The organism is Mesorhizobium sp. ZC-5 (assembly GCF_025753855.1).
GTDB lineage: Bacteria > Pseudomonadota > Alphaproteobacteria > Rhizobiales > Rhizobiaceae > Neomesorhizobium.
In genome coordinates this window covers 121,301-133,918 of sequence record NZ_JAOWPT010000003.1, presented here as the reverse complement: position 1 = coordinate 133,918, position 12,618 = coordinate 121,301, and the positions used below count along the sequence as shown (strand labels likewise).

The following is a 12,618-nucleotide window of genomic DNA, read 5'->3' as shown; positions in this document are numbered from 1 at the left end:
GTTTTCCAATGGCCAGAACCACAGGCTCGGATGGCGAAAAAACGGAAGCGGCGCTGCGTGAGGCTGCCGTCAATCTGATCGCCCGCTACGGCTACGAAGCCGTCTCGATGCGTCAGCTCGCGGCCGAAGTCGGCGTGCAGGCGGCGGCGCTCTACCGCTACTTCCCGACCAAGGAAGACCTTCTGTTCACCTTGATGCGCGAACACATGGAGGGCCTGATCGCGGCGTGGGAAGATACGCGCCCGGTGATTGCCGCCCCTGCGGAGAGGCTTGCCGCCCTCGTCGGCAACCATATCCGTTTCCATGTGGCGCGGCGCCACTCGACCCATGTTTCCAACATGGAATTGCGCAGCCTGTCGCGCGAAAACCTGACCCACATCCTCAAGCTGCGCACCAGCTACGAGAAGGAATTGCGGCAGATCTTGCGTGACGGCGCCGAAACCGGCGCCTTCGCCGTCGACGACACCGCGATGACGGCGATGGCGATCATCCAGATGGTCACCGGCGTCATCGTCTGGTTCCGACCGGACGAGCGGCTGTCGGTCGACGAAGTGACCGAAACCTACCTTGCCATGGTCATGCGCCTTGTCGGCGCCGAGACAAAAAACCAAGAAAATTCCAGGGAGAAAAACGATGTACACGCATTCGATGAATTTCGGGCTGGGTGAGGACATCGATGCGCTGCGCGACATGGTGCAGCGCTTCGCGCAGGAGCGTATCGCGCCGCTTGCCGCCGGCATCGACCAGTCGAACCAGTTCCCGGCGGAGCTCTGGAAGGAGTTGGGTGATCTTGGCTTGCTCGGCATCACCGCCGATCCCGACCATGGCGGTTCCGGCATGGGCTATCTGGCGCATGTGATCGCAGTCGAGGAGATTTCCCGCGCTTCCGCCTCGGTCGGGCTCTCCTACGGCGCCCACTCCAACCTCTGCGTCAACCAGATCAACCGCTGGGCAAAACCCGAGCAGAAGGCGAAGTACCTGCCCGATCTCTGCAGCGGCCAGAAGGTCGGCGCGCTGGCGATGTCGGAGTCAGGCTCCGGCTCTGATGTCGTCTCGATGCGGCTCAGGGCCGAGAAGAAGAACGACCGCTATGTGCTCAACGGCACCAAGATGTGGATCACCAACGGTCCCGATGCCGATACGATGGTCGTCTACGCCAAGACCGACCCGGAAAAGAAGTCGCGCGGCATCACCGCCTTCATCGTAGAGAAGGAAATGGCCGGTTTCTCGGTCGCGCAAAAACTCGACAAGCTCGGCATGCGCGGCTCCAACACCGGCGAACTGGTGTTCGACAATGTCGAGGTGCCCTATGAAAACGTGCTGCACGAGGACGGTCGCGGCGTCGAGGTCCTGATGTCCGGCCTCGACTATGAGCGCGTCGTTTTGGCTGGAGGACCGCTCGGCATCATGGCCGCCTGCCTCGATGTCGGCATTCCCTATGTCCACGAGCGCAAGCAGTTCGGCCAGAAGATCGGCGAATTCCAGCTCATCCAGGGCAAGCTCGCCGACATGTACACGACGATGAACGCCGCCCGCGCCTATGTCTACGCCGTGGCCGCCGCCTGCGATCGCGGCGAGACGACGCGCAAGGATTCGGCCGGCTGCGTTCTGTTTTCGGCCGAGCGCGCCACGCTGATGGCACTCGACGCGATCCAACTGCTCGGCGGCAACGGCTACATCAACGATTACGCCACCGGCCGCCTGCTGCGCGACGCCAAGCTCTACGAGATCGGCGCCGGCACCAGCGAAATCCGGCGGTGGCTGATCGGCCGGGAGATCATGGCGGAAGGTGTGTGATGACCCCCTCCGCCAGATCACTGGAAAGCCTTCGGCAAATCGACGGTTGGCTTGGTGACGATCTGGTGCGAATCCTTCCAGAGGAGTTCGCGCTCACCTGCAGTCCGGATGCTGCGAACAGGCAAGCCCCCCTCCTCGATCAGCCATGCGCAATAACGCGCCCGGCTGATCGCCTCCCTGGCGTCCGGATCGAACCAGCAGATACCCCAGATCGAATTGCGCCGCTTGAAATGCCGGCCGATCCGCCTCGGGACCGGCAAGTGCGCGTTGAACCAATCGAACTGGTCATCCAATTCGTCCAGAATCCAATGCGGGCAGCCGTTCCGGTAGAGATACCAGGACGCCTGGAAAAAGCCGGCCTCCACCCGGCTCGCCGGATGGATGAGCGGGGTCACGAACCGCACATACATGGTGATCGCCGCGCCACTTGCGAGCAGCGCGTTCCTCTCAAATTTCGGAATATTCAGGGTTTGGAAAGGCTGCCCTCGGCGGCCCTAAGCCTCTGCCGAAGGGAGACTTTTCAGAGGGCGCATATTGATGCGTCTCATTGGTCATCTCCTCGAGGATACGATACGGTCCGCCCGGGCGGGGAGCGGGCATCTACACGCTTTCCCTTGCCTCATCAAGATTTTTCATAAACAGGTTCTCAATGCCCGCCCTCACTTCCAACATCTCCCCCGCCTCCGACAGCTTCCACGCCAATGCCGAGCGCATGCGCGAACTGGTCGCCGACATCGCCGAGAAGGCGGCAATCGTCGAGCGCGGCGGCTCCGACGAGGCGCGTGAGCGCCATGTCTCGCGCGGCAAGCTTCTGCCCCGCGAACGCCTGGCGCAATTGCTCGACGCCGGCTCGCCCTTCCTTGAGATCGGCCAGTTCGCCGCCTGGAGCATGTATGACGACGACATTTCGTCGGCCGGCATGATTGCCGGGGTCGGTCGCGTCGAGGGCCGCGAGGTGATGGTCGTCGTCAACGACGCCACCGTGAAGGGCGGCACCTATTACCCGGTCACCGTGAAGAAGCATTTGCGGGCGCAGGAGATCGCGGCGCAAAACAACCTGCCCTGCGTCTATCTCGTCGACTCAGGTGGTGCCAACCTGCCCAACCAGGACGAGGTGTTTCCCGACCGCGAGCATTTCGGCCGCATCTTCTACAACCAGGCCAACATGTCGGCGGCCGGCATCCCGCAGATCGCCTGCGTCATGGGTTCGTGCACCGCGGGCGGCGCCTATGTGCCGGCAATGGCCGACGAATCGATCATGGTGCGCAATCAGGCGACCATCTTCCTCGGCGGCCCGCCGCTGGTGAAGGCTGCCACCGGCGAGGACGTGACCGCCGAGGAACTCGGTGGCGCCGACGTGCACACCCGCCTCTCCGGCGTCGCCGACCATTATGCGATGGACGACGAGCACGCGTTGGCGATCACCAGGCGCATCGTCCGGAACCTCAATCGGAAGAAGCAGATCGGCCTCGACCTTCGCGATCCCGTCCCGCCGCTCTACGCGCCGGACGAGATCTACGGCATCATCCCGGCGGACCTGCGCCAGCCCTACGACGTGCGCGAGATCATCGCACGGGTCGTCGACGGCTCCGAGTTCGACGAGTTCAAGCAGAACTACGGCACCACGCTGGTCACCGGTTTTGCACACCTTTACGGCATGCCGGTCGGCATCATCGCCAACAATGGCGTGCTGTTTTCCGAAAGCGCGGTAAAGGGCGCGCATTTCATCGAGCTCTGCTGCCAGCGCAAAATCCCGCTGGTCTTCCTGCAGAACATCACCGGTTTCATGGTGGGCCGCAAATACGAGGCGGGCGGCATCGCCAGGGACGGCGCCAAGCTGGTCACGGCGGTGGCGACCGCCCAGGTACCCAAGGTGACGATGATCATCGGCGGCTCGTTCGGCGCCGGCAATTACGGCATGTGCGGCCGCGCCTATTCACCGCGCTTCCTGTGGATGTGGCCAAACGCCCGCATCTCGGTGATGGGCGGCGAGCAGGCCGCCACCGTGCTTGCCATGGTCAAGCGCGAGGGCATCGAGCGCAAGGGCGGCAGCTGGAGCGCCGAGGAGGAGCAGAAGTTCAAGAAGCCGATCCTGATGAAATACGAGCACGAAGGCCACCCGCTCTATTCATCGGCGCGGCTGTGGGATGACGGCATCATCGACCCTGCAAAAACCCGCGAGGTACTGGCGCTGAGCCTCTCTGCGGCGCTCAACGCGGAGGTCAGGGAAACGAAGTTCGGCGTGTTCAGGATGTAGCGCCCTATCTCCCCCCTTGTGGGGGGAGAAAGGGATTTCAGCATCTTAGCCAAAGGCTAAGTGTTAGAAATCGCAAGAGAGGGGCATTTGGCGAGGAGCCGTAATGACCAAGCACCGCATCTACTCGATCAGTTTCGCCAGCGTCTACCCGCATTACATCGCAAAGGCGGAGAAGAAGGGCCGCACGAAGGCGGAGGTCGACCAGATCATCTTCTGGCTGACCGGCTACAGCCCCGCCGAATTCGAAGCCGCACTGAACAACCGGACCGATTTCGAAACCTTCTACACCGAGGCGCCCCGGCTCAACCCCGCCCGCGCGCAGATCAAGGGCCTGATCTGCGGCGTCCGCGTCGAGGAGATCGAAGACCCGATCATGCGAGAAGCCCGCTACCTGGACAAGCTGATCGACGAGTTGGCGAAGGGGAAGAAGATAGAGAAGATATTGCGGGCAGAATAAGGGCGAGTAGCCGGGGCTTGTGGCTGTCGCCGCGAGACCTGTTAGGCTTACAGCCCACCTACCCCTCGATTGCACGCCGCGCACCAAGCTCGCGGCGATAGACCATATGGCCGGAGGGTGATCCGAGCCTGTCGTAGAGGCGGAGCGCGGCTCCATTGTCTGTGCGCACATTCCAGGTCAGGCGCACGGCGCCCTCTGCTTCAGCCAATCTGAAGGCAGCCTCCATCAGGGCGCGGCCGATGCCACGACCATGCAGGGACGGCTCGACGAAGAGATCCAGCAGGAGGCCGGCCGGACCGCCCAGGCTCGTGGTCGGGTGAACAACCATGTGGGCAAATCCGACCACTCCACCCTCGCGCTCGGAAAGCAGAGCGTGCATGGGCATGGCGGGATCGGGAAAACTGGCCCAAGTGGCAGCCGAAACTTCGGCTGGCGGAGGCGCCCCGCCTTGCGGACCATGGGCGTGATAGGCGGTCCAGAGCTTCAGCCAGGCATCGCGATCAGCGGGTCTGGGCAGGCGGACATCGGCGGCTGGTTCCTCCCTGTTGCGTCTAGACATGGTCGCAATAACTCCCACGGTGATCGTTGCGGCCAAAGCCTGCCGGCCGCCGGTCGTGTAAACCTTTGGGCAGGCAGGCTACTGCATCGGCCCGAAAATCGGTCCCGATTTTCGGAAAGCACGATGCATGGATTCAGGTCTTAGAACGCCGCGCGTCGGACGCGCGGCGCTCTAAGTGGCTCACAGGCTACCCTTCCATCTCGGCCGATGCTGCCGCCATGTCCGCCGATATCGCTTCGAACGCGTGGCCATCGGGGTCTTGGAAGGCCCGGGTGTACAGCCAGCCCATGTCCTGCGGCTCGCGAATATCAGCCTTGCCGCCGGCCGCCGCCGCAGCCGCGACGATGGCGTCGACCTCCTCGCGGCTGTCACGGGACAAGGCAAGCAGCACCTGGCTCGTCGCATGGGCATCGGCGATCTTCTTCGGCGTGAAGGTCGAGAAATAGTCGTGGGTCAGCAACTGGAACGTGATGGTGTCGGACCAGACCATGCTCGACGACTGGTGGTCGCTGAACTGTTCGTTCTTCTCGCACCCGATCGCCTCGTAGAAGCGGGTGGCTGCGGCAAGATCCTTCACCGGCAGATTTATGTAGATCGTCTTCGGCATTGTCGTTCTCCGTTGGGTGTTTGTACGTTTGGGCTTGGGGGCCGATGAGGTTGCGCAACAGCCTGATCGGAAACCTAGGCGACAAGATATCTTGACGAGAAGACATATCCGTGAATTATCTTCACGTCAAGACAAAATATCTTCTTGTCGAGATATTTCGACCGTGGCACATAGGTACGTGCGACCGATGGTCGGGCGATGGAGGTGAGGTATGGCGGCAAAAGCCAAGGGACAAAAAGGGCCGGCAGCAAGCGACCATGTCGATCGCCTGCGCAGCCAATGGGCCCGCGAACTGCCCGATATCGATACCGAACCGATGGGCATCCTGGGGCGAGCGTCCCGCCTGACAAACCTGTTCCGGCCCAGCCTGGAGGCGACATTCGCGCGGTTTGGCCTCGATCGCGGCGAGTTCGACGTGATCGCCACACTGCGCCGTTCGGGGTCGCCTTATCGCCTGACGCCGACACAGATGTACACGTCTCTGATGATCTCCTCCGGCGGTCTTACCCACCGGCTCGATCGGCTCGAAAAGGCCGGGCTCATACGGCGGGAGAAGTCGCCGGAAGACGGGCGCAGCATGCTGGTTGCATTGACCGACGCGGGCATCTCGCGCGTCGAGGAAGCCTGTCGGGCGCATGTGGCGAACGGGGCCGCGTTCCTTGGAGCCCTGGATGCGAAGGAGCGCAGCCTGCTTGCCGATCTCCTGAGAAAATTGCTTGTCGGCATTGAGGACAACGCATAGCGGCCCCTAATGATGGCCAAAAGCAAGCGTGCGACCGCGCCATTTCGGGTGGAGCAGACGCACTCCCTCAGTCGCCGCCTGCCCACACTGCGCCGCATTCGCATCTTAAGCGGCCGGGAACACACTGCGCATTCCGCGCGTTGCTGGATTCCCGAACACTGGTATTAAGGGCCGATGTCGAATCTCAACCGCCGCCGGTTCCTGACCATGACCGCCACGGGTGCTGCCACCGCCGCGCTGTCCGCATGTTCCAGCACGCGTGAATCCGCCCAGCCGGTCTATCCGCCCGCGCCGCCCGCGCCGCGATTCACTCTCGATCCCGGCTTCGGCGATCCTCACCTGATGTATGCCGCGATGTCCGACGAGGGTCACGAGATACCCGCCGTTCCGTTCGAGCGGATCGACCCGAGATATTACCGGCAGCTCGTTCCCAACACGACCGGCGAGCCGTCGGGGACCGTCGTTGTCGACACGTCGAGCCACTTTCTCTACCTGGTCGGCAACCACGATCAGGCAATCCGATATGGCGTCGGCCTCGGCCGAGAAGGCTTCGAATGGGCCGGCCGCGGGGTGATCGAGTGGAAGCAGAAATGGCCGCGCTGGTTCCCGCCCAATGAAATGATCGACCGCCAGCCCGAACTGGAAAAATACCGTGCCCAGCAGATTCCCGGCACGAACGAATGGCTGGGCGGCATGGAACCCGGCGTCAGCAATCCGCTCGGCGCCCGCGCGCTCTACATCTTCCAGGACGGCAAGGACACGCTCTTTCGCCTGCACGGCTCGCCGGAATGGGCATCGATCGGCAAGTCCGTGTCCTCGGGCTGCGTGCGGCTCATGCACCAGGACATCGTCGATCTCTACGACCGTGTTCCCGACGGCACGCCGATCGTCGTCATCGGCGGGTCGATCCCTCCCGGCGGGCTGCCGCAAACCGAAATCGTGCCGGCCGAGGTCGCGCAATCGCAGATCTGACTACGCCGCCTTCCCTCAGTGCAGCCCGAACTCGCGCAGCAACTCCTGGCGATAGCGCACGAAGCGGCTTTCACTGCGCACACGCGGGCGCGGCAGGTCGATGTCGATCAGCCTGGCGGCGCGGCCTTTCTCCTTCGGCAGGATGAGCACCCGGTCGGCAAGGTAGATCGCCTCCTCCAAATCGTGGGTGACCATGACCATGGTGACGTTCTCCTCGCTCCAGATGCGGGCGAGTTCCTCCTGCATGGTTATCTTGGTCATCGCGTCGAGCGCGCCGAGCGGCTCGTCGAGAAGCAGGATCTCGGGCTGCACCGTCAGCGCCCGGGCGATGCCGACGCGCTGCGCCATGCCGCCCGACAGCTGCCGCGGATAGGCGTCGGCGAAATCGCCGAGCCCGACCAGCGCAATGCAGTCGCGCGCCCTCGCTTCGGCCCTGGCCCTGTCCTCGCCCCGCACCTCCAGCCCGAAGGCGACGTTGCCGAGCACGGTGAGCCACGGCAGCAGGCGCGGTTCCTGGAAGATCACGGCGCGGTCGGTGCCGACGCCCGACACCAGCCGGCCGTCGATCTCGACGCCGCCGCCATCGGCAGTCTCCAGCCCCGCCAGCACCCGCAGCAGCGTCGTCTTGCCGGAGCCGCTGGCGCCGGCGATCACCAGGCACTCGCCCGGGCGGATGTCGAGGTTGAGCCCCTTCAGGACGGAAAGCCGCCGTCCCGCGATGGTGTAGGATTTCGAGAGGTCGCGTATCGAGACCTCTCCGCGGCGTATGGTGTGTTCTGCCAGGGCCATCGTCGCGCTCAATTCGTTTTCGTCGCGCCGGCGGGCTGGTACAAAAGGTCGGCGGCCTTCAGCTTGCCCTTGGGCAGGCTGCCGTCGCGCTCCAGCACGTCGATCCAGAAGCCGAGATCGCGCTCGGTCGCCTGCGCTCCGGGACGCACGCCGAAGCCTGTCCAGTATTTCGCCAGTTCGGCGTTTTCGTCGCGCTTCTCCAGGATGCCGGCGAGCACCTTGCGCATCTCGTCCGGGTTTTCGCGCGCCCAGTCGGCGGCGCGCGCCGCCTGCTCGACGAAATTGCGCACCGCTTCCGGATGCGCCTCGACGAAGTCGCGCCGCAGCACGATGAAACCGCCGGCGATCTCGCCCAGCACGTCGGTGTCGTCGAACACCGCGCGCACCCCGCCATTGGCGAGCAGGGCGCCGTTGAACGTCGACTGCCAATAGCCGACGGCGGCGATGTCGACCTGGTTGGAGCGCAGCGTCTGTTCGAGCTGCGGTCCGGGCACGACGATCAGGTTCGCGGCGTTTTGCGGCAGGCCCGCCTGGTGCAGGGCCTCGCGAACCGTGTAGTCGAGATGCGCGCCGAGCGTGTTCACCGCGATCGACTTGCCGGCGATGTCGGCGATCGATTTGATCGGGCTGTCCTCCAGCACGTAGAAGATGCTCTGCACCTGATCGTCGATGCCGTTCGACGGATAGGCCGCGACAAAATCATTGCCGCCGGCGATGGAATTGATGACGGCTGCCGTGGCGGCCGAACCGACATCGGCGCTGCCCGAGGCAAGGGCGAAGAGCGAAGCCGGCCCGCCCTGGGCATAGCCGAGGTTCTCCAGCTTCACGCCGAGCCCCTCATAGTAGCCGAGTTCCTCGGCCAGTTCGTGCGGGGAGACGCCGCCCTGGCTGGAAAGATAGCGGAACGTCACCGGTTCTGCCGATTGCGCGAGGGCGAAGCTGGGCAGGCCGGCGGCGGACAGGCCGGCAACCAGAAGGGCGTGCAGGCCCAGGGAACGGCGTGTGAGTGTCATGGTCGGATCTTTCGCGTTGAGAGGATCGTTGAGGCTAAGGCTTGCATGTCAGATGGCCGCGTCGCTCCAGCGGCACAGCCGCCGCTGCAGCGTGACCAGCAGATAGTTGGAGATGAGGCCGAGGCCGGCGAGCAGCATGATCGCCGCGAACATCAGCGGTATCTGGAAATTGTACTGCGCGTTCATCACCTGGAAGCCGACGCCCTTGTTGGCGCCGATCATTTCTGAGGCGATGAGAAGCAGCAGCGCCGTGGTCGCGGAGAGCCTCAGGCCGACGAAGATCGAGGGCACCGCTCCGGGCAGCACGACGCGGCGGAATACGGTCAGCCGCGATGCGCCGTAGACCCGCGCCATCTCGATCAACTTCGGATCGACCTCCTTGACCCCGCTGATGGTGTTCAAGAGCAGCGGAAACAGCGTCGCCCAGAAGATCACGAAAATCTTCGAGGTCTCGCCGAGCCCGAGCAGCAAGATGAACACCGGGTAGAGCGCGAGTGCGGATGTCTGCCGGAAGAGCTGCAGGATCGGGTCGAGCGCGGTTTCCACCGCCCTCACCTGCCCCATGAAGAGGCCGAGCGGAATGGCCACCAGCACCGCCGCCACGAACGCGGTACCCGAGCGCTGCAGGCTGATGGCGATGTCGTCGAGCAGCGCTCCCCCGGCAATGCCCTTCCACAAAGCCGCAACGATCATGTCGATCGGCGGGAAGACCGCCGGATTGATCCACCCGGCGCGGCTCGACACCTGCCAGAACGCCAGGAAGCCGAGCAGCACGCCGTAGCGCGACAGGAACCGCCCCGCCGCCTGCCCGCCCCGGCGCGCCGTCTCGGTGCCGAGATTGGGGCCGCCTCCCGCGCCGAAGACAACCGGCCGCTCTATCTGCTGCAAACTCATCGTCTTGGTTCCTTCGGATCGAGGATCATTCGGCGGCAAGCACGGAGGTGCGCGCGGCGGTCCAAGGGTTAGTGGGGCGCGCCAGGCCGAGATTCTCGCGAAGCGTGCGGCCTTCGTATTCGGTGCGGAACAGCCCGCGCCGCTGAAGTTCCGGTATGACCAGGTCGACGAAGTCGTCGAGCGCGCCCGGCAGCCAAGGCGGCAGGATGTTGAAGCCGTCGGCGGCTTCATTGCGGAACCACGTCTCCAGCTGGTCTGCGACCTGTTCCACGCTGCCGACGATCGTGTAGTGCCCGCGCGCGGTCGCCACCCACTGGTAGAGCTGCCGGATGGTGAAGCCGTGCTCGTCGGCGATCTGGCGGATCAGCGCCTGGCGGCTCTTCATACCTTCGGTTTCCTTGCTCGGAGGCAGCGGTCCGTCGAGCGGATATCCCCTGATGTCGAGCGTTCCGCCGGCCAGCCCGTTGAGCAGCGCGACGCCGTCCTCTGGCAGGATGAGTTCGTTCAGCTTCTGGTATTTGGCGCGGGCTTCCTCCTCGGTGCGGCCGACGAAGGGCGCAACGCCCGGCATGATCAGCACCTGGTCGGGATCGCGGCCCGCGGCCCTCACACGCGCCTTGATGTCCCGGTAGAATTCCTGCGCCGAAGCCAGGTTCTGATGGGCGGTGAAGATGACCTCAGCAGAATGTGCGGCGAGTTTGCGGCCGTCCTCGGACTGGCCGGCCTGGACCACCACCGGATGGCCCTGCACCGGGCGCGGCACGTTGAGCGGTCCCTTCACGCTGAAATGCGCGCCCTTGTGGTCGATGTCGTGAAGCTTGGCGGTGTCGTAGAACCGGCCCGTCTTCTTGTCGCGGATGAAGGCGTCGTCTTCCCAGCTGTCCCACAGCGCCTTGACCGTCTCGACATGCTCATGCGCACGGGCGTAGCGGTCGGCATGGTCGGGCTGCGTGTCGCGGTTGAAGTTACGCGCCGTGTCGTCTCCCGCCGACGTCACCACGTTCCAGCCGGCCCGGCCATTGGTCAGGAGATCGAGCGAGGCGAACTTGCGGGCGAGCGTATACGGCTCCTCGTAGGTGGTCGAGGCGGTCGCGATGAAACCGAGATGGGTGGTCAGCGGTGCGAGTGCGGCGAACAGCGTGACCGGCTCGAAGCCGGTGATCTTGCCGTTGCCGCCTTCCCGGCCGCCCAGCCCGACCGACAAATTGTCGGCAAGGAAATAGGCATCGAACAGCCCGCGCTCGGCGGTCTGGGCAAGCTGCTTGTGGAATTCGAAACTCGTCGCGCCGTCGGCGGGCGCGTCGGGGTGGCGCCAGGCCGCGATATGTTGCCCGCCGCCGGGCAGGAAGGCGCCGAGTTTGATCTGTCTGGTCATTGCGATCTCCTGGAGTTTCGGGCAGGCGACGCCGGCCGCGAGCCCGCGGCGGCATTCGAATGCCAAATTTGCTGCGTCCGCGCCGCGGTTGTCAGGCGGCGAGGCTTACTTTGCTGGGCACGCCAACCACCCGGCACGCTTCTGCCACCGCCTGCTGCGAGCGGGCGCGGATGGCTTCGGACACGAGAACCCCGTTGGCGAAGTCGCGATCCGACGCGTAGATCGCGGTCGGCATCGTCAGCGCCTCGAAGAAGCCGAACAGCGGGCGAAGCTGGTGCTCCACGATGAGGGAATGACGCTCGCCGCCGCCGGTCGCTGCGAGAATGACCGGCTTTCCTTTCAGCGACGATGGGTCGAGCAGGTCGAAGAAGTGCTTGAAAAGGCCGGTGTAACTGCCCTTGAAGGTCGGCGACCCCACCACCAGGACAGCGGCGTCGGACAGTTGCTCGACGATGTTTCGGGTCGACGGGTCGAGATCGCCGAGACGTCTTGCGCTTGCGAAGGACGGTCCGAGATCCTCGATGTCGTACGTGGCCGAAGAACCGCTTATGCCCTTGGCCACATGGCCGGCGATGTGCTCGACAAATGCCCTGGTCTTCGACGGACGCGTCAGATTGCCCGAAATTCCCACCACAAGCTTTGCTGACATCCCGAACTCCTCGCAGCCAATTTGTGCATTAACTCTACGGATTTTATAGACTTAAGAGAGCGAGATAATTTCAAAAGCCGGCCGTCAAGCGGATGGAATTTGCAAAACATCGCCTTTCACTGGTTCATCCGATGTGAAGCTGGAGGGGCGCACAAATTGCCGAAGCACCTCTCCGCCCTGGTCATATGCCTTCACAAAGCGGCGTTTGGCGACGACGGCGACGCGACTGTGAGGGAGATGGCCAGAGGTGAATAGAATCCGCCCGTTTCGGGCGATTTTCGTCTTCGTTCGAAGATTCTTCTCCACGATTTCAACCACTTGTACGATTTCTGCAAAATTCGTCTGTCCACACCCTTCGCCGCCTCCCGCATAATGACCGTGTTGTTCTCTGTGGGGGTCTGGGTGGCCACCGGGTTGACCAGGGAGAACAGCGGCGTCGGGACTGGCCTCGCTCCGGGTGCGAGGCTGGGGGCGGTAATGCCTCCAAGGTCCCGGCCCTCGACGTAC

At 64.0% G+C, this 12,618-nt stretch carries 14 protein-coding genes; 6 read left to right on the top strand and 8 right to left on the bottom strand.

Annotated elements, in window-relative coordinates; all coding sequences use genetic code 11:
• Positions 1–8: 8 nt before the first annotated feature.
• Positions 9–668 (top strand): TetR/AcrR family transcriptional regulator, encoded by a 660-nt coding sequence (locus tag OHD58_RS09175; protein WP_263802910.1) that lies wholly within the window; start codon positions 9–11, stop codon positions 666–668.
• On the top strand, positions 634–1,797 hold the full coding sequence (locus OHD58_RS09170; protein WP_263802909.1) for an isovaleryl-CoA dehydrogenase: 1,164 nt from the start codon (positions 634–636) through the stop codon (positions 1,795–1,797). The genes OHD58_RS09175 and OHD58_RS09170 overlap by 35 nt, the downstream gene beginning before the upstream one ends.
• A 17-nt stretch (positions 1,798–1,814) precedes the next feature.
• Here OHD58_RS09170 and OHD58_RS09165 read toward each other — a convergent pair whose 3' ends face one another.
• Positions 1,815–2,207 (bottom strand): hypothetical protein, encoded by a 393-nt coding sequence (locus tag OHD58_RS09165; RefSeq protein ID WP_263802908.1) that lies wholly within the window; start codon positions 2,205–2,207, stop codon positions 1,815–1,817.
• A gap of 239 nt (positions 2,208–2,446) precedes the next feature.
• Here OHD58_RS09165 and OHD58_RS09160 point away from each other — a divergent pair, with 239 nt between their 5' ends.
• Both OHD58_RS09160 and OHD58_RS09155 read left to right on the top strand, forming a co-directional pair.
• Positions 2,447–4,054 carry a carboxyl transferase domain-containing protein gene (locus OHD58_RS09160; protein WP_263802905.1) on the top strand — a complete coding sequence of 536 codons (1,608 nt, stop codon included), beginning with the start codon at positions 2,447–2,449 and terminating at the stop codon, positions 4,052–4,054.
• A 103-nt stretch (positions 4,055–4,157) separates the two neighbouring features.
• Entirely contained in the window at positions 4,158–4,511 is a 354-nt protein-coding gene (locus OHD58_RS09155) for a DUF2200 domain-containing protein (RefSeq protein ID WP_263802903.1), read from the top strand.
• 58 nt (positions 4,512–4,569) lie between these two features.
• Here OHD58_RS09155 and OHD58_RS09150 read toward each other — a convergent pair whose 3' ends face one another.
• Together OHD58_RS09150 and OHD58_RS09145 are read right to left on the bottom strand one after the other, a co-directional pair.
• Positions 4,570–5,070 carry a GNAT family N-acetyltransferase gene (locus tag OHD58_RS09150; protein WP_263802902.1) on the bottom strand — a complete coding sequence of 167 codons (501 nt, stop codon included), beginning with the start codon at positions 5,068–5,070 and terminating at the stop codon, positions 4,570–4,572.
• A 187-nt stretch (positions 5,071–5,257) separates the two neighbouring features.
• Positions 5,258–5,677: a VOC family protein gene (locus OHD58_RS09145; protein WP_263802900.1), complete on the bottom strand. Its 420-nt coding sequence runs from the start codon at positions 5,675–5,677 to the stop codon at positions 5,258–5,260.
• A gap of 211 nt (positions 5,678–5,888) precedes the next feature.
• Between OHD58_RS09145 and OHD58_RS09140 the strand changes: the two genes are divergently transcribed.
• Complete coding sequence (locus tag OHD58_RS09140) at positions 5,889–6,419, top strand: MarR family winged helix-turn-helix transcriptional regulator (protein WP_263802899.1); 531 nt, start codon at positions 5,889–5,891, stop codon at positions 6,417–6,419.
• A 174-nt stretch (positions 6,420–6,593) separates the two neighbouring features.
• Entirely contained in the window at positions 6,594–7,391 is a 798-nt protein-coding gene (locus OHD58_RS09135) for a L,D-transpeptidase (RefSeq protein ID WP_263802898.1), read from the top strand.
• A gap of 15 nt (positions 7,392–7,406) precedes the next feature.
• Here OHD58_RS09135 and OHD58_RS09130 read toward each other — a convergent pair whose 3' ends face one another.
• From OHD58_RS09130 to msuE, 5 genes are all read right to left on the bottom strand, one after another.
• Entirely contained in the window at positions 7,407–8,180 is a 774-nt protein-coding gene (locus OHD58_RS09130) for an ABC transporter ATP-binding protein (protein ID WP_263802897.1), read from the bottom strand.
• A gap of 8 nt (positions 8,181–8,188) precedes the next feature.
• Positions 8,189–9,193, bottom strand: a complete 1,005-nt coding sequence (locus OHD58_RS09125; RefSeq protein ID WP_263802895.1) for an ABC transporter substrate-binding protein — start codon at positions 9,191–9,193, stop codon at positions 8,189–8,191.
• Between the two features lie 48 nt (positions 9,194–9,241).
• The gene (locus tag OHD58_RS09120) at positions 9,242–10,087 is read right to left on the bottom strand and encodes an ABC transporter permease (protein ID WP_263802894.1); all 846 of its coding nucleotides are present in this window, start codon (positions 10,085–10,087) and stop codon (positions 9,242–9,244) included.
• Positions 10,088–10,112: 25 nt separating this feature from the next.
• Positions 10,113–11,462, bottom strand: coding sequence for an LLM class flavin-dependent oxidoreductase (locus OHD58_RS09115; protein ID WP_263802893.1), 1,350 nt, complete (start codon positions 11,460–11,462; stop codon positions 10,113–10,115).
• Between the two features lie 91 nt (positions 11,463–11,553).
• Complete coding sequence (msuE, locus tag OHD58_RS09110) at positions 11,554–12,111, bottom strand: FMN reductase (protein ID WP_263802892.1); 558 nt, start codon at positions 12,109–12,111, stop codon at positions 11,554–11,556.
• Positions 12,112–12,618: the final 507 nt, after the last annotated feature.